General features: G+C 73.0%; 21 protein-coding genes. 4 read left to right on the forward strand and 17 right to left on the reverse strand.

Annotated elements, in window-relative coordinates; translation table 11 throughout:
- Positions 1-227: 227 nt before the first annotated feature.
- A complete protein-coding gene (locus ACIBK8_RS27825; protein WP_399044600.1) occupies positions 228-1,259 on the forward strand; it encodes a phosphatase PAP2 family protein in 1,032 nt (343 codons plus the stop codon).
- A gap of 108 nt (positions 1,260-1,367) precedes the next feature.
- Here ACIBK8_RS27825 and ACIBK8_RS27830 read toward each other — a convergent pair whose 3' ends face one another.
- The 3 genes from ACIBK8_RS27830 to ACIBK8_RS27840 form a co-directional block, all read right to left on the reverse strand.
- The gene (locus ACIBK8_RS27830) at positions 1,368-1,583 is read right to left on the reverse strand and encodes an I78 family peptidase inhibitor (protein ID WP_393686403.1); all 216 of its coding nucleotides are present in this window, start codon (positions 1,581-1,583) and stop codon (positions 1,368-1,370) included.
- A gap of 475 nt (positions 1,584-2,058) precedes the next feature.
- A complete protein-coding gene (locus ACIBK8_RS27835) occupies positions 2,059-2,997 on the reverse strand; it encodes a hypothetical protein (RefSeq protein WP_399044601.1) in 939 nt (312 codons plus the stop codon).
- Positions 2,994-4,253: a glycosyltransferase family 4 protein gene (locus tag ACIBK8_RS27840; RefSeq protein WP_399044602.1), complete on the reverse strand. Its 1,260-nt coding sequence runs from the start codon at positions 4,251-4,253 to the stop codon at positions 2,994-2,996. The genes ACIBK8_RS27835 and ACIBK8_RS27840 overlap by 4 nt, the downstream gene beginning before the upstream one ends.
- Before the next feature lie 427 nt (positions 4,254-4,680).
- On the opposite strand from ACIBK8_RS27840, the gene ACIBK8_RS27845 reads away from it, so the two are divergent.
- Both ACIBK8_RS27845 and ACIBK8_RS27850 read left to right on the forward strand, forming a co-directional pair.
- Positions 4,681-5,478 (forward strand): hypothetical protein, encoded by a 798-nt coding sequence (locus tag ACIBK8_RS27845; RefSeq protein WP_393686408.1) that lies wholly within the window; start codon positions 4,681-4,683, stop codon positions 5,476-5,478.
- Between the two features lie 169 nt (positions 5,479-5,647).
- Positions 5,648-5,929: a hypothetical protein gene (locus ACIBK8_RS27850; RefSeq protein WP_399044603.1), complete on the forward strand. Its 282-nt coding sequence runs from the start codon at positions 5,648-5,650 to the stop codon at positions 5,927-5,929.
- A gap of 72 nt (positions 5,930-6,001) precedes the next feature.
- Here ACIBK8_RS27850 and der read toward each other — a convergent pair whose 3' ends face one another.
- From der to ACIBK8_RS27875, 5 genes are all read right to left on the reverse strand, one after another.
- A complete protein-coding gene (gene der / locus ACIBK8_RS27855; RefSeq protein ID WP_393686412.1) occupies positions 6,002-7,465 on the reverse strand; it encodes a ribosome biogenesis GTPase Der in 1,464 nt (487 codons plus the stop codon).
- A 93-nt stretch (positions 7,466-7,558) separates the two neighbouring features.
- Positions 7,559-8,146, reverse strand: a complete 588-nt coding sequence (locus ACIBK8_RS27860; protein WP_399044632.1) for a lysophospholipid acyltransferase family protein — start codon at positions 8,144-8,146, stop codon at positions 7,559-7,561.
- 107 nt (positions 8,147-8,253) lie between these two features.
- Complete coding sequence (gene cmk / locus ACIBK8_RS27865; protein WP_399044604.1) at positions 8,254-8,976, reverse strand: (d)CMP kinase; 723 nt, start codon at positions 8,974-8,976, stop codon at positions 8,254-8,256.
- Between the two features lie 98 nt (positions 8,977-9,074).
- Positions 9,075-10,160, reverse strand: coding sequence for a prephenate dehydrogenase (locus ACIBK8_RS27870; protein WP_399044605.1), 1,086 nt, complete (start codon positions 10,158-10,160; stop codon positions 9,075-9,077).
- Positions 10,157-10,282, reverse strand: coding sequence for a hypothetical protein (locus ACIBK8_RS27875; RefSeq protein WP_399044606.1), 126 nt, complete (start codon positions 10,280-10,282; stop codon positions 10,157-10,159). The genes ACIBK8_RS27870 and ACIBK8_RS27875 overlap by 4 nt, the downstream gene beginning before the upstream one ends.
- 165 nt (positions 10,283-10,447) lie before the next feature.
- Between ACIBK8_RS27875 and ACIBK8_RS27880 the strand changes: the two genes are divergently transcribed.
- Positions 10,448-11,152, forward strand: a complete 705-nt coding sequence (locus ACIBK8_RS27880; RefSeq protein WP_399044607.1) for a DNA polymerase beta superfamily protein — start codon at positions 10,448-10,450, stop codon at positions 11,150-11,152.
- Positions 11,153-11,182: 30 nt separating this feature from the next.
- Here ACIBK8_RS27880 and ACIBK8_RS27885 read toward each other — a convergent pair whose 3' ends face one another.
- The 9 genes from ACIBK8_RS27885 to ACIBK8_RS27925 all read right to left on the reverse strand — a co-directional run bounded on the left by ACIBK8_RS27885 (position 11,183) and on the right by ACIBK8_RS27925 (position 21,729).
- On the reverse strand, positions 11,183-12,187 hold the full coding sequence (locus ACIBK8_RS27885) for an ADP-ribosylglycohydrolase family protein (RefSeq protein WP_399044608.1): 1,005 nt from the start codon (positions 12,185-12,187) through the stop codon (positions 11,183-11,185).
- Between the two features lie 90 nt (positions 12,188-12,277).
- On the reverse strand, positions 12,278-13,459 hold the full coding sequence (locus tag ACIBK8_RS27890; protein ID WP_399044609.1) for a pseudouridine synthase: 1,182 nt from the start codon (positions 13,457-13,459) through the stop codon (positions 12,278-12,280).
- Positions 13,459-14,118, reverse strand: coding sequence for an SMC-Scp complex subunit ScpB (gene scpB, locus ACIBK8_RS27895; RefSeq protein WP_393686494.1), 660 nt, complete (start codon positions 14,116-14,118; stop codon positions 13,459-13,461). Before scpB ends, ACIBK8_RS27890 begins: the two co-directional genes overlap by 1 nt.
- A 23-nt stretch (positions 14,119-14,141) precedes the next feature.
- Complete coding sequence (locus ACIBK8_RS27900) at positions 14,142-15,146, reverse strand: segregation and condensation protein A (protein WP_399044610.1); 1,005 nt, start codon at positions 15,144-15,146, stop codon at positions 14,142-14,144.
- Between the two features lie 212 nt (positions 15,147-15,358).
- Complete coding sequence (locus ACIBK8_RS27905; protein WP_399044611.1) at positions 15,359-15,955, reverse strand: hypothetical protein; 597 nt, start codon at positions 15,953-15,955, stop codon at positions 15,359-15,361.
- Positions 15,940-16,956 carry a ParA family protein gene (locus ACIBK8_RS27910; protein ID WP_393686428.1) on the reverse strand — a complete coding sequence of 339 codons (1,017 nt, stop codon included), beginning with the start codon at positions 16,954-16,956 and terminating at the stop codon, positions 15,940-15,942. The genes ACIBK8_RS27905 and ACIBK8_RS27910 overlap by 16 nt, the downstream gene beginning before the upstream one ends.
- A 487-nt stretch (positions 16,957-17,443) precedes the next feature.
- Positions 17,444-18,559, reverse strand: coding sequence for an alanine dehydrogenase (gene ald, locus ACIBK8_RS27915; protein WP_399044633.1), 1,116 nt, complete (start codon positions 18,557-18,559; stop codon positions 17,444-17,446).
- Positions 18,560-18,725: 166 nt separating this feature from the next.
- Positions 18,726-20,906: a tetratricopeptide repeat protein gene (locus ACIBK8_RS27920; protein ID WP_399044612.1), complete on the reverse strand. Its 2,181-nt coding sequence runs from the start codon at positions 20,904-20,906 to the stop codon at positions 18,726-18,728.
- Positions 20,907-21,102: 196 nt separating this feature from the next.
- Positions 21,103-21,729 carry an NUDIX domain-containing protein gene (locus ACIBK8_RS27925; protein ID WP_399044613.1) on the reverse strand — a complete coding sequence of 209 codons (627 nt, stop codon included), beginning with the start codon at positions 21,727-21,729 and terminating at the stop codon, positions 21,103-21,105.
- Positions 21,730-21,789 lie beyond the last annotated feature (60 nt).

Here is a 21,789-nt window from a genome sequence, read left to right on the forward strand (position 1 = left end):
CGATCACTTAACGGCACACAGATCACGGATAAACGGCCGTACGGAAAAACAGATAAAGCTCTCGGCGCGACGACACGCGGATGCCGGTACGGGAATCCGATTCCCCATGAATTCCGTTCCGATTCCATGCTTCCCGGCACGACCTGAGACCCATTCCACATCACATCGTCATTACAAAGCGCACGGTTTGACCAAGCACGTACATCGCACGCGGTAACGTCGATTGAGTGCGTACCGATGACAAGCTCGACCAGATGGAGGAGCGCCCGACCGATCGCGCCCGACCACGCATGACACAGACCCGCCTATGGCTGCTCTGGGGCACGCTGGCGGTGTACTTCGCGATCGTGGCCGGAGTGCTGGCCTCCACATGGCTGGTCACCTTCGACTGGCAAGTCATGCTCTTCCGGCCCTACAAGCAATGGCCGTCGATCCATGCCTTCCTCGACTACTTCGTGGTCCTGGGCCAGCGCGGACCGACAGCACTGGCCGTCGCGGCCTGGCTGGGCTGGCGCTGCTGGCGGCAGCGCAACCTCCACCCGCTGCTGGTGCTGGGCGCCTCGCTGCTGCTGCTGAACATGACGGTGGGTGCGGCCAAGATCGGCATGGGCCGCCTCGGACCGCACTACGCGACCACCGTCGGCTCCACCGAGATGTGGCTCGGCGGCGATATATTCCCGTCAGGACACACCGCCAACGCCGTGGTCACCTGGGGCGTGCTGGCCTATCTGGCGACCACGCCGCTGCGCCGCCGCACCCTGTCGGTGATCGCCGCGCTGGGCGCGCTCGGCGTCGGCATGACCACCGTCTACCTCGGTACGCACTGGGTCAGCGACGTGCTGCTCGGCTGGGCCGCCGGGCTGCTGGTACTGCTGGCGCTGCCCTGGTTCGAGCCCGCGATGACCTGGGCGGAGGACCGCCTCATGGGCATCCTGCTGCGGCTGTGGCTGCGGCTGCGTCCCGGTTCACTGCGCGGCCCGCTGCCGGTCGGTACGTCCGCCGGACTGTCGCCGCAGCGCGTCGCACCGGACGGCGAGGTCCTGCTGCGCGAGGCGGTCCCCGCGCCGCCGGGCGGCCGTGCCACCGCCGCCCGCGCCCCGGACGGCCGGCCGCACCACCCGGCCCGGCCGCACACCTCCCGCGCGGAGCGCTCCCCCGTCACCCCGGCGGGCAGCCGCCGGCCGCCGCACGCGGACCGCGTCCCGCGCACCCCGCCGCTGAGCCCGACCTCAGGGCGCGGTCACTCCCAGAACACCTGACCCACCCGCGGGGCCGGTACGCACACCCGCCACCCCGCACCGAAGGCCCCGGCCAACTCCTCCTGGAGGGCCGGGGCCTTCGCCGTCGTACGGGGCGCAACGGCCCGGTCAGCCCTTCCAGCTGCGGTGCACCCGGCCGTCCTTGACCTCGAAATTGATCCGGCCGCCGAGGTACTCCATCGTGATCATCATGCCCGGCGGCAGCGAGCGCACCGTCGTCCAGCCGCGCTCGCGGGCCCGCTCCTCGGCGTCCTGCTGGTCGAGGCCGACGTAGGTCTCGACGTCGTCATCGGGTTCGTTCGGAAGGTGTGGTTCGGGAGCCATGACAGTCACCGTAGGCGCCCGCGGCGATGCGTGGAAGGCCCTTGTTCCCGGGCCCCGGTCTCTTCACGGTCTTTCATTGGTCACACTTGTGTCACAGCCAACGCCGGGGCGTTTACGGGAACTTCCCTCACTCATATGCCCCGCCCGATGCCGCAACCGGGTGGAAAATAATGCAGCCCGAATTCCGTCGTGATCAAATTCCGGACGCGGTAAGGACGACGGCCCCTGAGCCCCGGCACAGGGCATGAATTCACCGGCCCGGGTAAGGCGGATTCCCGCCGCCCGTAGGACTTTATCGGCCGCTCCGCATGGCGCCGATGAGACACATTCCACACACATTTTCCGCACAACGCCCCGCCGATCGCGCCGGAGCGCCGCCCGGCGCCCCGCCACAGGCCCGGCCCCGCCCGGCCCCGCGCCGCGCCCATACCACTCATCCGGCGCGGGGACGGCGGGCCGGGGCCGCGCGCCCGGCTCAGGCCCCGGCGTCCCCGTCGGCTCCGGCCGGTCCCGCGACCCGCAGTGCCAGGTCGTTGTCGAGGGTGTAGTACGGGCCGACCCGCAGCTCTCCGGCCGCCGCGGCAACCGGCAGCGCGGGGTAGGTGAACACCTGCTTCTTGTCGTGCACGTCGTCCAGCAGGCGGGCGATACGGACCGGCCGTGCGCCCTCGGCCGGACGCAGCCAGAGGTCCCACGGCTCGGTGCCGCGCCGCCAGTGTCCGGCCGGCTCCGCGTACGGCAGCGTGAAGGTGAAGTCGGCGCCCTCGACGGTCAGCGGGACCGTCACGGTGGCGCGCGGGCCGCCGTCCTGCGCGGCGCGGCGGGCGCGGGCCTCGGCCTGCGCGCCGGGGCCGGGCGCGGCGCCGTAGAGACGCCCGGAGACCGTCATGCCGTCCGGCTGCACCAGGAGGTCGCCGGCCTCCGCGTGCGGGCCGCGCAGCCAGCTGCGCAGCGCCATGGTGCCGAGCTTGGTGGTGTACGGGATCCGGACGCCGAGCCGGCCGATGCCCGCCAGGGGGCGGCGGTCCACCAGCGACCTGAGGTCGTTGACGCCGGGCAGCAGCCGGCGCGGCGCGCGGCCGTCCCCGAGGTCGGCGTAGACGTTCCAGCGGCCCTCGTCGAGGGCGACGGTGCTGGGGAGCACGGCGCGCAGCCGGCCCGCGCCGTTGGGCCCGAGCGGCAGCCGTACCTCGTCGTCCACCGCGTCACCGCGCCGCCGGAGCACCAGCGCCGCGCTCCAGGCGGTGTGCGCGCCCTGAGGTGCGTTCAGGTCGAAGGTGAGGCCACCCGCGGAGTCCGCGATGCAGTCGGCCTTCAGGTCGTCGGCCGTCTCCTCCGCGGCGCGGGCCGCGCCGGGCTCGTCGGGCGTCGCGTCGCCGGATCCGGCCGCGGGTGCCTGCGTCGGGGTGTTCATGCCGTCCGCACCCCTCTCACCGCGGCCACGGCCGCGTCCTTGGTGGCGTATGCGCCGCTCAACAGTGCTCCTCGGGTGCGGTGCAGGGCACCGCGCAGACGGTTGCCGCGCTGCTGCGCGAGCAGGTCGCCGAAGAGCGCTTCGTAGCGCGCGGCGACACGGTCGGGGTCGAAGCGGGCGGCGGCGGTGAGCGCGGCGCGGCCCATCCGCTGCCGCGCCGCGTCGTCGTTGATCAGTTCAAGCAGCGCGCCGGCCATCGCCGTGGGGTCGCCGACCGGGACCAGCCGGCCGTCCACCCCGTCGTCGATGATCTCGCGGGGGCCGTGCGGGCAGTCGGTGGCGACCACCGGGAGGCCGCAGCGCATCGCCTCCACGATCGTCATCCCGAAGGACTCCAGGCTGGAGGAGACCGCGGCGACGGAGCCCTTGGCCCACTCGGGCTCCAGCGGGCTGGCGGGGCCCATCAGGAACACGTGGTTGTACAGGCCGAGTTCGTCGATCAGGGTGCGCAGGGCGGCCTTCTCGACGCCGCCGCCGTAGATCCGCAGCCGCCAGTCGGGACGCCGCTCGACGACCTCGGCGAAGGCGCGGACGAGGACGTCGTAGCGCTTGGCACGGGCGAGCCGGCCGGCCGCGACGACCCACTTGCCGCTGCCGTCGGCGGGCGCGAGGCCGGGCGCTGGCACGCTGTTGGGGACCGCCTCGATGCGGACGCCCGGCAGCCGCAGCCGGCGGCGGTAGGCGGCGGCGTCGGCCTCGGTGACGGTGACGACCGCGTCCAGCCGGGGGTAGGCGCGGCGCAGCACCAGCTTGAGCGCCCGGCTGTGGGTGTCGAGGGTGAGGTGTTCCTGGCCGATCCGCAGCACACCGCGCCGGGTCTGCCGGGCGATGTGCACATTGAGCCCGGGACGGGTGCCGACGACCACGTCCGCCTCGATGTGGCGCAGGTGCCGGGCGATCCGCCGGTCGGTCAGCTCGCTGTACTGGCCGAAGCGCCCCTCGGCCGCCGGGAAGACCTTCGCCGCACGACGGTGGGCGGGGTCGGCGCCTTCGTACGTGGGGCGCTCCTCGCGGAGGTCCACGAGATGCCGCAGCCGGACCCGGGGGGCGAGGTCGAGGACCGGGGTGTCGCGGTGGCGCAGCACGGAGACGATCTCCACGTCGTGCCGCTCGGACAGCGTGCGCGCGAGATTGAACGTCGTACGGATCGTCCCCCCGATGCCGTAGGCGTTGTGAATCAGGAATGAGATGTGCATCCGTCCCGTATCCCTTGGTCTCCCGGTCGTCCCTGGCCCTCCGGCATCTCCGCAGGACGCGGCGCCGGTGGCCCGTGCCCGCCCCTCCTGACGGTGCCGCGCAGGTGTCAGCTGAACGGTTGGACCACGAACCGGGGTTCCGGGTTGAGGGCTTTTGCCAAGTTGTTCCGAAAAAGTTAGGCCATTGGTAGCGATGTGCGGGAACTGCGGGGACACGGGGCGCCTCCGCTCCTGCGGCATCAGGGCCTGTGGGGCGCTCCGGCGCGGGAGGCGGCGCTCGGTGAGTGGTTTCGGCACACCTTTCCCGTGTGCGGCGATCGGTTCGATTCCGTTCCGGTCCGCGCGTGACCCCGGCCGCAGATCACCCGTTGTCCTTGTACGAGCCGGGAGACCCCCCGGCAGCCACTCAGAGATCGAGGAGCCACCCGTGCCGCGCATGCTCGAGGTCAGCGACGACGTTCGCGCCGAGATCGGCGATGAAGAAGCCGACCGCCTGCTGGCCGGTGGCAATGCCCCCGGCAGCTACGACTGCACCTCTTGCCGTACGCCAGGCGACAGCGAGCAGGAGCGCACCAGCACCGTCCTGTTCGTGGGCGAGGAGACCGCGGTGCTCGCCTTCGCGCACGCGACGTGCATCCCCTCGCAGGTCGTCTCGGTGTCGGAGGAGCAGCTCAAGGGAGCCGTGCGCTCCATCACCGGAGAGGGCGCCCCGGGACAGCCGGGACCGCCCGCCACGCCCATCCCCACCAGCGAGCGCCAGGCGACCCTCGGGATCACCTGCGGACTCGTGCTGGTCGAGGGCGAGCTGCGCGCGGCGCTCGTCGTCGAGCCCAGCGGCCCGATCGCCCGCCCGGGTTCGATCAGCCTGGACGACGACTTCCTGCCGCTCCTCCTGGAGCAGGGCTTCCGCCCCGTGACGGACGTGGCCGTGCTGCCCGCCCCCAACCCGGGCTGGTCCGCGCTGCTCGCGATGGGCAAACTGCACGCCGTGCTGCAGCCCGGCAACACCGGCAGCCAGGCGGCCTGGTGGCAGGCGCACCAGCCGCTGGCCGTTTCGGACGGCTGGCGCGCCGCCGCCACCAAGGCGCAGTCGGTGCTGATGTACGCCGCGCCGTCCGGCGCCATCGGACACCAGCCGCGGGAGGACCTGATGCGGCAGGCGCTGGAGAAGGCCGCCGCCCGGGGCGAGTTGGTGGCCGGCGCGATGCCGCTGGCCGGCACCTGATCCGTCCGGACCCCGATCGCGGGGTGTTCCCGTCACTCCGTGCGGGAACACCCCGCGATCAGTCGTTTCCGGACCAAAGCCGCATCCCCCGGCCATCGGGGTCGTTGGTGCAGACGTGCACGCATACGACCCCTCATCCCGCGCCCCCTATCCGCACCAGATTCCCGGAATGCGTCCGTCGCAGGACCCCGGGACACACGGCACCGGCCGCTCGCCCACGCCGATCTACGACGCGCTGTACGCCGAGTACCGCCGGGCCTTCCGGGCGCTGCCCGGCGACCGGTCGGGCGAGGGGGAAGGTCCCGAGATGCTGCACGGCAACAGGAGTTGGGGCCGCACCACGGCGACACCGGGCAACTGGGAAGTCGTCGCCCGCCAGCCGTACACGCCGCGCGCCGCGCTCCCCGCGCTGCCGCCGGGACGGCGCGACGCCAGGCCGCACGGACGCTGATCCGGCCGCCGCGCGGGGCGGCCCGACCACGCCGAACCGGCCGGGGACATCCCCGGCCGGTTCGGCGTACCGCTACTTCTTCTTCTGGCCGCGCTTCTCGCGCACCCGGACGGAGATGTGGATCGGCGTTCCGTCGAAGCTGAACTCCTCGCGCAGCCGGCGCTCGACGAAGCGGCGGTAGCCGGCCTCCAGGAAGCCGGAGGCGAAGAGCACGAACCGCGGGGGCTTGGTGCCCGCCTGCGTACCGAAGAGGATGCGCGGCTGCTTGCCGCCCCGGATCGGGTGCGGGTGGGCGGCCACGATCTCACCGAGGAAGGCGTTCAGCCGTCCGGTGGGGATCCGGGTCTCCCAGCCGGCCAGCGCGGTCTCGATCGCCGGGACCAGCTTCTCCATGTGGCGGCCGGTGCGCGCCGAGACGTTCACCCGCATCGCCCACGGGATCTGCACGAGGTCCCGCTCGATCTCCCGCTCCAGGTAGAAGCGGCGCTCCTCGTCGAGGGTGTCCCACTTGTTGTAGGCGATGACCAGGGCACGCCCGGCCTCCACCGCCATGGTGATGATCCGCTGGTCCTGGACGCTGATGGATTCGCTGGAGTCGATGAGGACGACGGCGACCTCGGCCTTCTCCACGGCGGCTGCGGTGCGCAGCGAGGCGTAGTAGTCGGCGCCTTCCTGGAGGTGGACGCGGCGGCGGATGCCGGCGGTGTCCACGAACTTCCAGGTCGTGCCGCCCAGTTCGATCAGCTCGTCGACCGGGTCACGGGTGGTGCCCGCGACCTCGTTGACGACCACCCGCTCCTCGCCTGCGACCTTGTTCAGCAGCGACGACTTGCCGACGTTCGGCCGGCCGATCAGCGCGATGCGGCGGGGCCCGCCGAGCGCGCTGCCGAAGGTCTGCGCGGGCGCCTCGGGGAGCGCGTCCAGGGCGGCGTCGAGCATGTCGCCTGTGCCCCGGCCGTGCAGTGCGGAGACCGGGTACGGCTCGCCCAGGCCCAGCGACCAGAGCATCGCGGCGTCGGCCTCGCCGGACGCGCCGTCGACCTTGTTGGCCACCAGGACGACGGGCTTGCCCGACCGGCGCAGCAGCTTGACGACGGCTTCGTCGGTGTCGGTCGCGCCGACCTTGGAGTCGACGACGAAGATCACCGCGTCGGCCGCCTCGATGGCGAACTCCGCCTGCATGGCGACGGACGCGTCGATGCCGAGGACGTCCTGCTCCCAGCCGCCGGTGTCGACGACCTTGAAGCGGCGGCCGTTCCAGTCGGCCTCGTAGGTGACCCGGTCACGGGTGACGCCCGGCTTGTCCTCGACGACCGCCTCACGGCGGCCGATGATGCGGTTCACCAGTGTCGACTTACCGACGTTGGGGCGGCCGATGACGGCGAGCACGGGCAGCGGGCCGTGTCCGGCCGCCGCGATGTCCCCCCCGACCTCCTCGGGGTCGAAGCCCTCCTCCGCGGCAAGCTCCATGAACTCCGCGTACTCGGCGTCGCCAAGCGCACCGTGCTCGTCGCCGGTGTGGGTCTGGTCGTTCATGAAGTCCGTTCCTCGTCCTGCTCATGCGCGGCGTCCGCCGCGTGGCTTCGTCATCGGTGGGCCGCTCGGCGCGGCCCACTACTCAAGTGTCGGTCAGCGCCCGGTCAGGCGCCTGGCCTTGTCCAGGTGACGGGTGAGCCGCTCCTGGATCCGCACGGTCGCCTCGTCCAGCGCCTTGCGGGTGCGCCGCCCCGATCCGTCGCCCGCGTCGAAGGCGTCACCGAAGACGACATCGATCCGGCCGCGCAGGGGCGGTATCGCCGGGGTGAGCCGGCTGCTGCGTTCCGTACTGCCGAGCACCGCCACCGGGACGACCGGCGCGCCGGAGCGCACGGCGAAGTACGCGAGGCCCGCCCGCAGCGAGGCGAAATCGCCCTCGCCCCGGGTGCCCTCGGGGAAGATGCCCAGCACTCCGCCGCCTTCCAGCACCCCGAGCGCGTCGGTGATCGCCTTGCGGTCGGTGGTGGTGCGGTCGACCTTCAGCTGTCCGATCCCGCGCAGGAACGGGTCCAGCGGGCCGATGAACGCTTCCTTCTTGACCAGGAAGTGCACCGGCCTGGGCGCGGTGCCCATCAGCATCGGGCCGTCGATGCCGTGCGCGTGGTTGACCGCGAGGATCACCGGGCCCGCGGACGGAACCCGCCAGGCGCCCAGCACCCGCGGCTTCCACAGCCCGTACATCAGGCCGATGCCGATCCGCCGGCCGACCGCGGCACCCGCCGGGCTCGGCGCCTGGCTGCGCTGCGGACGGCGGGCCGCGCCTGCTTCGGGCGCCCTGCCGCTGCCGGTCACCGCACGACCCGCCCCGCCTTTTCGGCGCCCGCGCCCTCGATGAGGGTCACCACGCACTCGATGACCTGCTCCAGCGTCAGCTCGGTGGTGTCCACCTCGACGGCGTCGTCGGCCTTGGCCAGCGGCGAGGTCTTGCGGGACGAGTCGGCGGCGTCCCGCTTGATCAGGGCCTCACGGGTGGCCGCCAGGTCGGCGGCTTCCTTGCCCTTCAGCTCGCCGCTGCGGCGGGCCGCCCGCGCCTCGGCGGAAGCGGTCAGGAACACCTTGAGATCGGCGTCGGGCAGCACCGTGATGCCGATGTCGCGTCCCTCGACGACGATGCCGTTCGGGGCCTCGGCGGCGATGGAGCGCTGGAGGTCGGTGATCCGGGTGCGCACCTCGGGGACGGCGCTGACCGCGCTGACCGCGGAGGTGACCTCCTGGGTACGGATCGGGCCCGCCGCGTCCAGACCGTCGACCGAGATGGTCGGGGCGGCCGGGTCGGTGCCGGAGACGATCACGGGCTTGGCGCTGGCATCGGCGACGGCGACGGCGTCGTCGACGTCGATGCCGTTGGAGAGCATCCACCAGGTGATCGCGCGGTACTGGGCGCCGGTGTCCAGGTAGCCGAGGCCGAGCTTGGCCGCGACGGCCTTGGACGTGCTGGACTTGCCCGTGCCAGCGGGGCCGTCGATGGCGACAATCACTGCAGCCGGGGCGGTCCGGGCGGCGGTTTCCACGGTGACGAACACCTTTCTGGTTACACGGGGCGGGGGTCCTGGGCCGAACGGGCCGTGGTCAAGGTTACTGGCTCCCCCGCGCCCCGTGTTCCACGGTGTCACTGCCGGATGGACCAGCCCCGCTCGCGCAGCTCCGCGGTCAGCACGGGCGCCGCGGCGGGCTCGACCATGAGCTGGATGAATCCGGCCTGCTGGCCGGTGGCGTGCTCGATGCGGACGTCCTCGATGTTGACCCCGGCGCGGCCGGCGTCGGCGAAGATCCGGGCCAGCTCGCCCGGCTGGTCACCGATGTGCACGGCGACGATCTCGTACACCGCGGGGGCCGCGCCGTGCTTGCCGGGCACCCGCTCCCGCCCGGCGTTGCCGCGCCGCAGGACGTCCTCGATGCCACCGGCGCCGTCGGCCCGCTTCTCCTCGTCCGCGGCCTCCAGGGCACGCAGCGCGCGCACGGTCCCGTCCAGGTCGGCCGCCACCTCGGACAGCACCTCGGCGACCGGCCCCGGGTTCGCGGACAGGATGTCGATCCACATCCGGGGATCGGACGCCGCGATCCGCGTCACATCCCTGACACCCTGGCCGCACAGCCGTACGGCGGTCTCGTCGGCGCCCTCCAGGCGGGCGGCGACGAGGCTGGAGACCAGCTGCGGGGTGTGCGAGACGAGGGCGACGGCGCGGTCGTGGGCGTCCGCGTCCATCACGACCGGGACCGCGCGGCACAGCGCGACCAGTTCCAGCGCGAGGTTGAGCACCTCGGTGTCGCCGCCAGGACCCGGGGTCAGCACCCAGGGCCTGCCCTCGAAGAGGTCGGCGGTGGCCGCGAGCGGCCCGGAGCGCTCCTTGCCCGCCATCGGGTGCGTGCCGAGGTAGCGGGACAGGTCGCAGCCCAGCGCCTCCAGCTGGCGGCGCGGGCCGCCCTTGACGCTGGCGACATCGAGGTAGGCGCGGGCCGCGCCCCGCCGTATCGCGTCCGCCAGCGCCGCAGCCACGTGGGCGGGCGGGACGGCGACGATCGCCAGGTCGACCGGGCCGGGGGGCGGCTCGGCGCTGCCTGCGCCGAGCGCGGCGGCGGTCCGCGCCTGGTCGGGGTCGTGGTCCTCCAGGAAGACCCGCACCCCGCGGGCGTGCAGCGCGAGCGCCGCCGATGTGCCGATCAGGCCCGTTCCGATGACGAGTGCGGTTCTCACTGGGCGATGTCCTTTCGCGGCGCGGCGGTGGCGCCGGGGTGCACAGGGGAGATCCGGGCCTTGGCCGGCCCGGCTTCGTCCCGGTCCGGCTGGACGGCCCGTCGGACCGCTCGTACGCTCACGTCCCTGCTCCCTGCGTTGCACCTGCCCGCGCGCCTCTGCACGCCGATCAAGCGTATCCAGCCCCACCGACAGCCGTGCCCGGCGACCGCCCACCGGGACGTACGGCCGCCGGCGGCGCGGAATCCGGGTGACAGCCGCCCCGCCCCGCGGCCACACTCTGCGCCATGCCACCCTCCGATGCCGCAGGTCACGCCCTTGTCGCCGGGCACACCGTCTACTCCTGCGTGGTCGGCTCGCGCGCCTTCGGTCTCGCCGTCGAAGGCAGCGACACCGACCGGCGCGGGGTGTACCTCGCGCCCACCGAGCTGTTCTGGCGCTTCGAGAAGCCGCCGTCCCAGGTGACGGGCCCGCGCGAGGAGGAGTTCTCCTGGGAACTGGAGCGGTTCTGCGCGCTGGGGCTGCGCTCCGACCCGAACGTGCTGGAGTGCCTTCACTCGCCGCTGGTGGAACGGATCGACGCCACCGGACGCGAACTGCTCGCCCTGCGCGGCGCCTTCCTGTCCCGGCAGCTCCACCGCACCTTCACCGGGTTCGCCGCCTCGCAGTTCACGAAGGTGCAGGCGGACATCGGCCGGGAGGGCGCGCCCCGCTGGAAGCACGCCATGCATCTGCTGCGGGTCCTGGTCTGCTGCCGCGACACCCTGCGCAGCGGCGTCCTTGCGACGGATGCCGGGCAGGCCCGCGCGCAGCTGCTGGCGGTCCGGCGCGGCGAGCTGTCCTGGGACGAGGTGACGCGGCGGATGGCGACGCTGACCGAGGAGGCGGAGGCGGCGGTGTCCGGTTCCCCGCTGCCCGCCGAGCCGGACCGGGCCCGGGTGGAGGACTTCCTGGTCAGGGCCCGGCGGGCGGCGCTGCCCGGTGCCGGCTGAGTGGGTCGGGGCGGCCCCGCAGCTCGGGCCTCACCCGTCCCAGGCCGCGCCCAGCGCGAGCAGGTCGTCGCGGTACTCGACGCGGTCCGCCCACTCCGCGGGCCAGGCTCCGGCGCCCAGACGGGCACCCGCGAACGCCCCGGTGAGGCAGGCGATCGAGTCGGAGTCGCCCGAGGTGCAGGCGGCCCGGCGCAGCGCGGTGAGCGGTTCGTCCGGGAAGAGCAGGAAGCACAGCAGTCCGGTGGCGAGCGCCTCTTCGGCGATCCAGCCCGCGCCGGTGGCCAGGCAGGGGTCGGCCTCCGCGTCCGGCGCCCGAAGGGCCGCGTCCAGCCGGTCGAGTACGGCGGTGCACTCGTCCCAGCCGCGGGCGGCGAACGCCGTGGGGGACGGGTCCTGGGCGTGCCGCCACAGGTCACCGAGCCAGTCGTCCGGGTAGCCGGTGCGCCGGTCGCGTGCGTGCTCGCGCAGCAGTCCGGTCAGTTCGGCGGGCCTGGCGCCTTCGGCCAGGAGCTGCACGGCGTACGCGGTCAGTTCGCTCGCGGCGAGCGCGGTCGGGTGGCCGTGGGTCAGGGCGGCCTGCAGCTGCGCGGCGCCGGCCCGCTGCTGCGGGCTCAGTCCGGGTGCCAGGCCGATCGGCGCGACCCGCATGTTGGCGCCGCAGCCCTTGGATCCGGTCCTGCTGGCCTGAGCCCAGGGCCGCTCCGCCGCGCTCAGCAGCTGGCAGGCGGTGAGGCAGGTGGTGCCCGGTGCCCGGTTGTTGTCGGGTGAGCGCCACCAGGCGACGTACTCCTCGCGGAGCGGGCGCTCCAGGCTCTGCGCGGTGAGCGGTCCGCGTTCCATGGCGGTGCGCAGCCCGCGGCCCAGGGCCAGCGTCATCTGGGTGTCGTCGCTGACCTGCGCGGGGCCGGGCAGCGCCAGGTGCCGCCACGGCCCGTACCGCGCCAGGATCGACGGGACGCCGTCGAACTCGGTGGGATAGCCGAGCGCGTCCCCGAGGGCGAGCCCGATCAGCGTGCCGGTTGCCGCGGTCCCCATGAAAACCACCCCTTAATCGTCATCATGACAATAAGGGGTGGTGATCTTTCCCGGCAAGCCGTCACCTGCCGGGTCCTGGGGTCCGGCCGCTTACAGCTCGACCTCGCGCATCAGCATGCCGACCTCGGTGTTGGTCATCCGGCGCAGCCAGCCGGACTTCTGGTCGCCCAGCGCGATCGGCCCGAAGCTCGTACGGACCAGCCGCTCGACCGGGAACCCGGCCTCCGCGAGCATCCGGCGCACGATGTGCTTCCTGCCCTCGTGGAGTGTCACCTCGACGAGGTAGTTCTTGCCGGTGTTCTCCACCACGCGGAAGTGGTCGGCGCGGGCGTAGCCGTCCTCCAGCTGGATGCCGTCCTTGAGCTGCTTGCCCAGGTCACGCGGGAGCGGGCCCTGGATCGCGGCGAGGTAGGTCTTCTTGACGCCGTAGCGCGGGTGGGTCAGCCGGTGGGCCAGCTCGCCGTGGTTGGTGAGCAGGATGATGCCCTCGGTCTCGGTGTCGAGACGGCCGACGTGGAAGAGCCGCGTCTCGCGGTTGGTGACGTAGTCGCCCAGGCACTGGCGGCCGTCCGGGTCCTCCATGGTGGAGACGACGCCGGCCGGCTTGTTCAGCGCGAAGAAGAGGTACGACTGGGTGGCGACCGTCAGGCCGTCGACCTTGATCTCGTCCTTCTGCGGGTCGACGCGGACGCCCTGCTCCATGACGATCTCGCCGTTGACCTCGACGCGCGCCTGGTCGATCAGCTCCTCGCAGGCACGCCGCGAGCCCATACCGGCCCTGGCGAGCACCTTCTGGAGCCGCTCGCCCTCCTCCTCACCGAAGGTCTTGGGGGTCTTGACCTGCGGCTTGTTGTGGCGGGCGCGGTTGCGCTCCTCGATCTTGGCGTCCAGCTCACGGGGCCGCGACGGAGCCTGGCCGCGACCGCGCTGCGGTCCGCCCTTGGCGCCGGGACGTGCCCCCTTGGAGGCGGCGCCGGTACGCGGGCCGCCCTTGGCGCCGCCGCGGGCCGCAGCACCCCGGCTGCCGCCGCTCTTCGGGGCACCGCCCCTGCGGTCGTCGCCGCCCTTCGGGGCGCCCTTGCGGTCGTCGCCGCGGCCCGCTGAGCCGCCCTGCCCACCGGATCCGCCCACGTCGTAGCGGCGCTCCTCGGGACGGGGACGTCCCGCGCGCTTCTGGTCGTCGCGGCCCCCCGTACCCGAACGCCGGCGGTCGCCGCCGGCGCCCGCGCTCCCGTTGTTCCGGTTTCCGCTGTTCCTGCCGCTGCTTCGCATCAATGATCCGTCTGAGAGTCGCCGCTGTCGTCTACGTCGAACGACGGGATACCTTCCGGGGAGTCGCCCTCGACCGCGTCCGCCTCCGGGAGGAACGGTGCGAGCTGCGGGAGCTCTTCCAGGCCGCGCAGGCCCATCCGCTCCAGAAAGTAATTCGTCGTCCTGTACAGGATCGCACCTGTTTCAGGTTCCGTCCCCGCCTCCTCCACGAGTCCGCGCTGGAGGAGTGTGCGCATCACGCCGTCACAGTTCACCCCGCGAACGGCCGAAACCCGGGAACGGCTGACCGGCTGACGGTACGCGACCACGGCCAGAGTCTCCAATGCGGCCTGGGTGAGCCGGGCGGTCTGGCCGTCCAGGACGAAGCTCTCGACCGCTTCCGCGTACGCGGCACGGGAGTAGAAGCGCCAGCCGCCCGCCACCGGCCGCAGGTCGAATCCGCGGCCCTGGCGCGCGTAGTCGTCGGCCAGCTCACGCAGCGCGAGTGCGACCGCGCGGCGCGACCGCTGCAACACCCTGGCCAGGTGTTCCTCGGTCGCCGGCTCGTCGACGACCATCAGGACGGCCTCCAGCGCCGGCTTCAGCTCCAGCGCGGCGACGCCCGGCGCCCCGGCCGGCGCAGCGGACCGCGCACCGGCACCGTCCGCGTGCTCCGCGATGTCATACGCCTCGTCGGCCCCGCTCACGCCCGTTCCACCTCTTCCGCATCGTCGGACTCCGTATCGCCCGGCGGCTCCTGCTGCCCCGGTTCCCTGTCGAACTCGTCCGTCACCACCGGGACGGCGTCCGCCGCGCCCGTCCACCGGACGGTGAGGGCCCCCAGGGCCTCCTCCTGGTCCAGCGCCACCACCCGCTCCCGGTAGAGCTCCAGCAGGGCCAGGAAGCGCGCCACGACGGTGAGGGTGTCGGGCGCCCCGGCGACCAGTTCCTGGAAGCTGCGCTCGCCCGCCTCCCGCAGCAGCGCCATCACCACGTCGGCCTGCTCGCGCACGCTCACCAGGGGTGCGTGGATGTGATCGACGTACACCTGCGGCCTGGCCTTCGGCTGCATCGCCTTGACCGCCAGCTTCGCGAATCCCTCGGCGCCGATGCTCAGGGCGACCTCGGGCAGCAGCTCGGCGTGCTCGGGCTCCAGGCCGACGGTCCGCGGGTACCGGCGGGCCTCGTCGGCCAGCCGACCGCTGAAGATGTCCGCGATCCGCTTGTAGGCGCGGTACTGGAGCAGCCGCGCGAACAGCAGGTCACGGGCTTCGAGCAGCGCCAGATCGGCCTCGTCCTCCACCTTCGCGACGGGCAGCAGCCGGGCGGCCTTCAGGTCGAGCAGCGTCGCGGCGACGACCAGGAACTCGGTGGTCTGGTCGAGGTCCCAGTCCGCTCCCATGGCCCGGATGTGCGCCATGAATTCGTCCGTCACCTGGGAGAGGGCGACTTCCGTGACGTCCAGCTTGTGCTTGGAGATCAGCTGGAGGAGCAGGTCGAAGGGGCCCTCGAAGTTGTCCAGCCGGACGGTGAACCTGCCGTCACCTGCCGGTGCCGGGGCATCGGCGGCGCCGGTGTCCCCTGCCGCGTCCTCGGTGTCCCCCGCCGTGTTCCCGGGTTCCGCCGACGGCTCCCCGGCGTCCGGCCCCCGGCCGAGGGGACGGCGCGGGGCGCGCGGGGAGAGGGTGTCGTGGTGGGGCGTCGGCATCGTGGTCCATGTGCATGTGCTGCGTGTTCCCGCGCCGGAGGCGGCGGGCCGGTGACGGGCGTCGAGCCCGGGAAAACGAGGCTATCCCGTCGGCCCCGGCCCTCTGGAACGCGCCGCGCGGCCGGGCCCCGACGGGCATCGGCCGCGCTTCTCCGGCGTTCCGGGCCGCCTGCGCGGCGGCCCCTTCGGGTGACGGATGTCACCGGCGCGTTCTAGCGTCCGCGCAGCCGCCGCACCAGGATGCTGGCGTCGCCGCGCGACTCCAGGTCGGCGAGGACGACGGCGACCGCCTCGCGGACGATCCGGCCGCGGTCGACGGCGAGACCGTGCTCGCCGCGCAGCACCAGGCGGGCGTGTTCGAGGTCCATGAGCTCCTCGGCGGAGACATAGACGGTGATCTTCTCGTCGTGCCGTTCGCGGCCGCTGGGGCGCCGGTTGGCGCCGCGACCGCCGCCGCGCCTGCGGCTCTGACCGCCGGCCGCGTCCTGCCCGGCCGCCGCCGCCTGGCCTTCCTGCCTGCGGTGGCCCTGGGCGCCTTCCTGGCCCGTCTCGCGTCCGTTGTGCTCGGCCGGGGCCGCCGTGCGTGCCGTGCCCGCTCCGCCGTCACCCGCGTCCGTGCCTCCCCGTGGGGCCGCACGGGGCGCTTCCGTCACCGGGTCGGCCTCGCCTGCCGGGGACGGCACGCGGGGGGCCTCGCCGCCCGCGGTGGAGCCGTTCGCCGGGCGGCGGGGCGAGGAGGACTGCAGGCCCATGCCCCCGGTGGTACGGAACAGTTCGTCGGCTCCGGGCAGACTCACTCGGCGTGACACCGGGCGAGCACCTCCCTGGCGAGCTGGCGATAGGCGGCGGCACCCACGGAGTTGGACGCGTACGTGGTGATCGGCTCGCCCGCGACGGTGGTCTCGGGGAAGCGGACCGTACGGCCGATGACGGTGTGGTAGACGTGCTCGTCGAAGGCTTCCACGACGCGCGCCAGGACCTCGCGGCTGTGCACGGTGCGGGAGTCGTACATCGTCGCCAGGATGCCGTCCAGCTCCAGCTCGGGGTTGAGCCGCTCCTGGACCTTCTCGATCGTCTCGGTGAGCAGCGCGACACCGCGCAGCGCGAAGAACTCGCACTCCAGCGGCACGATGACCTTGTGAGCCGCCGTCAGGGCGTTGACCGTGAGCAGACCCAGCGAGGGCTGGCAGTCGATGACGATGTAGTCGTAGTCGGCGAGCAGCGGCTTGAGCGCCCGCTGGAGCGTGGACTCACGCGCGACCTCGCTGACCAACTGCACCTCTGCCGCAGACAAATCGATATTGCTGGGCAGCAGGTCCATGTTGGGGACCGCGGTCTTGAGCAGCACCTCGTCGGCCGACATGCCCCGCTCCATGAGCAGGTTGTAGACCGTCAGGTCCAGCTCCATCGGGTTGACACCGAGGCCGACCGAGAGGGCGCCCTGCGGGTCGAAGTCGACGAGCAGCACCCGGCGGCCGTACTCGGCGAGCGCGGCGCCCAGGTTGATGGTCGAGGTCGTCTTGCCGACCCCGCCCTTCTGGTTGCACATCGCGATGATCTTGGCGGGCCCGTGCTCCGACAACGGTCCCGGAATCGGGAAGTACGGCAGCGGACGCCCGGTCGGGCCGACCCGCTCGCGGCGCTGGCGGGCAGCGTCGGGAGCGAGCGTCGCCGCGTACTCGGGGTCCGGCTCGTACTCCGCGTCCGGATCGTAGAAATGCCCCTTGGGCAGGTCGTCGTAGTCGGCGATACGGGCGGGTTCTCCACTGCCCCGGTCGCCGGCCATGGCGTTCACGTGATGGCCGTCCATGCTCTGGTGGGCTGTCGTGGTCGTGCTCTGGCGGGCTGCGGAAGCGTGGACCGCTACGGAGCCGACAGCCTCGTGCCCCGAGGGGGCCTGGCCCCGTGCAACCGCTCCTGGCTGAGCACCTCCGGGAGTAAATGTCGACTCATTCACAAGTCGTCTTACCTCCTTGGATGTGACCAGGAAACTTATCGATAGGTCAGCGTGACACCATGCCGACGGTTGGCGACTCTATGGCGTGTCGGGCGTCCGCAGCAACACAATCCACCGGACCCGGCACGATGTGTCGGCTATCGAACCCCCCGATGTCAAGGGTGCAAGCGGTGTGCACACAAGGTTTCGGGGGTGCGCGAATCGGTTAAAGGGTTACGTTCAACGCGAGTTGAGCGCCGGTGCGCCGGCGCCGCACTTCCGGCGTGTCGCACAAGCGACCGGCCGGGCCCTGTCGACAAGGCCCGGCCGGATGTGCTGCGTTGACACGCGTCGTTGACGGTCAGCCCAGGAGGGTGCGCAGCTCCACGGCCTCCAAGCCGTGCGCCTCGGCGACCTCGCGGTAGACGACCTTGCCGTCGTGCGTGTTGAGGCCCTTGGCCAGCGCCGGGTCACGGCGCAGCGCCTCGACCCAGCCGTTGTTGGCCAGCGAGACGATGTAGGGCAGCGTCGCGTTGGTCAGCGCGTGGGTGGAGGTGTTGGGCACCGCACCGGGCATGTTGGCGACGCAGTAGAAGACCGAGTTGTGGACCGGGAAGGTCGGCTCGGCGTGCGTGGTGGCGTGCGAGTCCTCGAAGCAGCCGCCCTGGTCGATCGCGATGTCGACAAGGACACTTCCGGGCTTCATCTTGGCGACCAGCTCGTTGGTGACGAGCTTGGGGGCCTTGGCGCCGGGGATCAGGACCGCGCCGACGACGAGGTCGGCCTCGATGACGGCCTTCTCCAGCTCGAAGGCGTTGGAGACGATCGTCTGCACCTTGGTGCCGAAGATCTTGTCGGCCTCGCGGAGCTTGTTGATGTCCTTGTCGAGCAGGGTGACGTGGAAGCCGAGGCCCACGGCGATCTGCACGGCGTTCCAGCCGGAGACGCCGCCGCCGATGATCACGGCCCGGCCCGCCGCGACACCGGGGACGCCGCCGGGCAGCACGCCGCGGCCACCGGCCTGGCGCATCAGGTGGTACGCGCCGACCTGGGGCGCGATGCGGCCCGCGACCTCGGACATCGGGGCGAGCAGCGGCAGCTGGCGGCCGGCCGTCTCGACGGTCTCGTAGGCGATGGCGGTGGTGCCGGACTCCAGCAGCGCGTCCGTGCACTCGCGGGAGGCCGCCAGGTGCAGGTACGTGAAGAGGGTCTGGTCCTTGCGCAGGCGGTGGTACTCCTCCGCGATCGGCTCCTTGACCTTCAGGAGCAGGTCGGCGGTGGCCCAGACCTCGTCGGCGGTGTCGAGGATGCCCGCGCCGGCGGAGACGTACTCCTCGTTGGTGATGGAGGAGCCGAGGCCGGCGTCCTTCTCGACGAAGACCTGGTGGCCGTGGCGGACCAGTTCATGCACACCGGCGGGCGTGATCGCCACCCGGAACTCGTTGTTCTTGACCTCGCGGGGGATGCCGACCTTCACGTCGATCACGGTCCTTGAATGAGTGCTTGCAGGGGATTCATCCCTCATGTGACACATGACGGAGCTGACCGCGGCGGACGCGGCTCATCCAGTTTATTGAAGGATCTCTCGTTGTCTAGCCTTGCAAAGCATTATTTGTTTCCGTAAGCACCACCGATTTCGTAGGTCACTCCGGGTGATCCTGAGTGAGCTGCTCTCCGACGGCCCGGTGCAGCCGCGCCCCCGCTGGATCGCCGAGCCGGTCGAGGGTGTCCGCAATCCGCAGCTGGAGCGCCGCCTCCAGGCGCCCGTCCCCCGCGCCGCGGGCGGTGTGCAGGGCGTCGAGGCAGGTCCGCAGCGCCTCCTCGGGCCGTCCCGCGTACTCCTGCACCCGCGCCACCTCCCCCGCCGCCCGAGCCTGGCCCGCCACGTCCCCGAGCCTGCGATACGTGCCGGCCGCCGCCCGCCACTCCTTGAGCGCCTCGCCCCAGCGCCCCGCATAGGTGTGCGCGCCGCCGATCCGGCCGTGCAGCCGCGCCGCGTCGGCGCTCTCCCCACGGCTCAGCCGCAGCTCCAGGGCCCGCCCGTACCAGTCGGCCGCCCGCTGCCAGTCACCCAGCTCGGCGTACGTACCGCCCAGCGACTCCAGCGCGCGCCCGGTGGCCACCGGGTCCTGCACCGAACGGGCCGCCTCCAGCGCGCCGCGGTACCGGGCGAGCGCGTCCTGCGTACGGCCCGACTGGCCGTCCAGATCAGCGAGGTTGAGCAGCGCCGCGGCCTTCTCCCGTGTCAGGCCCCGGCGTTCGGCGACCTCCAGGACCAGCCCGTGCAGGGAGTAGAGGGCCGGCGCCGCCGCCTGCGCGCCCTCGTGCGTCATCAGTGTGCGGACCAGCGCGGCCATCAACCGCCGGTCGAGCGTGTCCAGTTCACCGTCGGCCACCGCGATCCGCGCCGCGTCCAGCAGGGCCGCGCGGCGGCTGCGCAGCCAGTCGGCGGCGGCCTGCCGCGAGGGGAATCGCAGCGACCGCGGCAGCCCCGCCATCCGCTGCCTGGCCGGGGAACCCGCGGGCTCCCCCATCGCCCGGCAGGACTGGAGCAGCCGGACGGTCCGCTCCAGCATCCGCGCGCGGGCCAGCTGGATGTCGGCAGGCCGCTCGTGTTCCTGGAGCAGCGCGAAGGCCGCGGGTGCCAGGCAGCCGGGCAGCCGGTACTGCGGGTGCAGCGCCGCCTCGGCCACGCCATCGGCCGCGTCCCGCTCCGCCGCCCCCGTGGGCTCGCCCGGCACCGGGTGCAGCAGGCCCAGCGCGGCGACGTCCTGCAAGGTCCTGGCGGCGACCGCGACCGAGCAGCCGGCCAGCGCGGACGCGGTGTGCGCGTCCACCAGCCCGGCGGGTGCCAGGGTGAGCAGCCGCAGCATCCGGGCCGCGGTCGGCGCCAGCGCCCCGTGGGCGAGGTGGAAGGCGCGGTGCAGCGGGTGGTCGCCGGAGGGCAGGCCGGCGGGGACCGGCACGGCCCGCAGTGCGTTGCGCAGGTCGGAGATGGACGACTTGGGGCGGGCGCCGAGCCAGCCGCCCGCCAGGACCAGGGCCGCGGGCTGGCCGCCGCACTCCTCGGCGACCGCTTCGGCCGTCCGCGGGTCGACGGTGATCCGGGTCGGCCCGGTGAACCCGCCGATGATCGCGACGGACGCCGCGCTCTCCAGGCCGCCGAGCGTGCACGGCCGTACGTCGGAGATCCCGGTGAGCGGCCCCTGGGAGACCACCAGGACCAGGCAGTGGGGCGCGTCCGGGAGCAGCGGCTCGACCTGCTCGGCGCCGGGGGCGTCGTCCAGGAACAGCACGGCACGCCGGGTGGCGAGCGCCCCGCGCAGCGCCTCGGTCAGCTCGTCGTCACCCGCTCCCGGCGGGGCGGTGGCGCCGAGCGCGGCGAGCAGGCCGCGGGCGACCCGGCCGGTGGGCACCGGGGCGCCGCCGGGACCGGTCAGCCCGGCCCGCAGCACGCCGTCGGGGTACTCGTCGGCGAGGTGGCGCAGCAGCTCGACGGCGAGCCGGGTGCGGCCGGAGCCGGGGCGTCCGGCGATCAGCAGGACGCGGCTGCGGGCGCCCTTGCGGCCCGAGAGGGTGTCGAGCCCGGCGCGGGCGATGTCGGCGCGCAGCGCCTTCAGCTCGCGGGTGCGGCCGGTGAACGGCGGCGGGATGGGCCCCGCGGGGACGGCGGTGGCGGGCTGAGCGGCGGCGGAACGGCCGGGGCGGCCGGCCGCCGTGCCGTCTCTGCGGCCCTCCGGCACCTGCCGGGTGTCCGCCGCCGTGGCGGGCCGCCCCGCCGCCCCCGGCGGGAGGTGCCCTCCGCCCACCGCCTGATCCGTCACGGGCCACTCTCCCGTCCACCTGCGCATACGAGCCCGCCGCGGTCGCGGACGGGAACGCTGCCGAGCGTAGTTCACGACCCGTCATGCCCCGTGCGGAGCAGGGCGGTTGGGTCACTCGATCGGATCGGCGGATCATCCGACCGGTACGGGACGGCGGCCGGTGCGGCGGTGGCGGAGCGGCGGATGTTCGGGCGGCTCAGGCGGTGAAGGGGCGGGCCGGCCAGGGCGCGTCGGCCGGACGCAGGTCCGCGAGGCCCGTGCCGCCCTGCGCCGCGGTGAGCGCCAGGACTCCGACCACCAGGCAGTTGTTGTGCAGCTCACCGGCCAGCACGCCGCGCACCAGCTCGTCCTGCGGCACCCGCGCCAGCTCCATGTCGGCCTCTTCCTCCGACACCTCGAACCGCTCGCCCTCGGCCTCCGCCAGATCGCGCGCGAGGAAGATCCGCACCGCCTCGTCGCAGCCGCCCGGCGTGGTGTAGACGTCGGCGAGCACCCGCCAGTCGCCCGCCTTGACGTGCGCCTCTTCGTACAGCTCGCGCTGCGCGGCGTGCAGCGGGTTCTCGCCGGGGACGTCCAGCAGGCCGGCGGGGATCTCCCACAGCTTCTGGCGTACCGGGTGGCGGTACTGGCGCAGCACCAGCACCCGGCCCTCGTCGTCGAGGGCGAGGACCGCGACGGAGCCGGGGTGGACCTGGTAGTCCCGCTTGGCGGTGGAGCCGTCCGGCATCACGACCTCGTCGGTACGCACGCTGGTCTTGTTCCCGGTGAAGGGCGTCGTGGTCGCGGTGACCGTCCACTCCTCGGGGGTGTCCTTGATCGCCATGCGTCCTCCTGTGTGAGCCTTGTAGCAACGCAGAAACCGGGGCACGGATCTCGGAAGATC

It is taken from the genome of Streptomyces sp. NPDC050161 (genome assembly GCF_044460025.1).
GTDB lineage: Bacteria > Actinomycetota > Actinomycetes > Streptomycetales > Streptomycetaceae > Streptomyces.

Excerpts from the sequence above, each read along its gene's own strand:
- ACIBK8_RS27900 (WP_399044610.1), bottom strand. The coding sequence starts at position 15,146 with ATGCCGACGCCCCACCACGACACCCTCTCCCCGCGCGCCCCGCGCCGT.
- der (WP_393686412.1), bottom strand. The coding sequence starts at position 7,465 with ATGAACGACCAGACCCACACCGGCGACGAGCACGGTGCGCTTGGCGAC.
- ACIBK8_RS27840 (WP_399044602.1), bottom strand. The coding sequence starts at position 4,253 with ATGCACATCTCATTCCTGATTCACAACGCCTACGGCATCGGGGGGACG.
- ACIBK8_RS27880 (WP_399044607.1), top strand. The coding sequence starts at position 10,448 with ATGCCACCCTCCGATGCCGCAGGTCACGCCCTTGTCGCCGGGCACACC.
- ACIBK8_RS27890 (WP_399044609.1), bottom strand. The coding sequence starts at position 13,459 with ATGCGAAGCAGCGGCAGGAACAGCGGAAACCGGAACAACGGGAGCGCG.
- ACIBK8_RS27835 (WP_399044601.1), bottom strand. The coding sequence starts at position 2,997 with ATGAACACCCCGACGCAGGCACCCGCGGCCGGATCCGGCGACGCGACG.
- ACIBK8_RS27925 (WP_399044613.1), bottom strand. The coding sequence starts at position 21,729 with ATGGCGATCAAGGACACCCCCGAGGAGTGGACGGTCACCGCGACCACG.
- ACIBK8_RS27885 (WP_399044608.1), bottom strand. The coding sequence starts at position 12,187 with ATGGGGACCGCGGCAACCGGCACGCTGATCGGGCTCGCCCTCGGGGAC.
- ACIBK8_RS27910 (WP_393686428.1), bottom strand. The coding sequence starts at position 16,956 with ATGGACGGCCATCACGTGAACGCCATGGCCGGCGACCGGGGCAGTGGA.
- ACIBK8_RS27860 (WP_399044632.1), bottom strand. The coding sequence starts at position 8,146 with ATGTACGGGCTGTGGAAGCCGCGGGTGCTGGGCGCCTGGCGGGTTCCG.
- ACIBK8_RS27850 (WP_399044603.1), top strand. The coding sequence starts at position 5,648 with ATGCGTCCGTCGCAGGACCCCGGGACACACGGCACCGGCCGCTCGCCC.
- ACIBK8_RS27830 (WP_393686403.1), bottom strand. The coding sequence starts at position 1,583 with ATGGCTCCCGAACCACACCTTCCGAACGAACCCGATGACGACGTCGAG.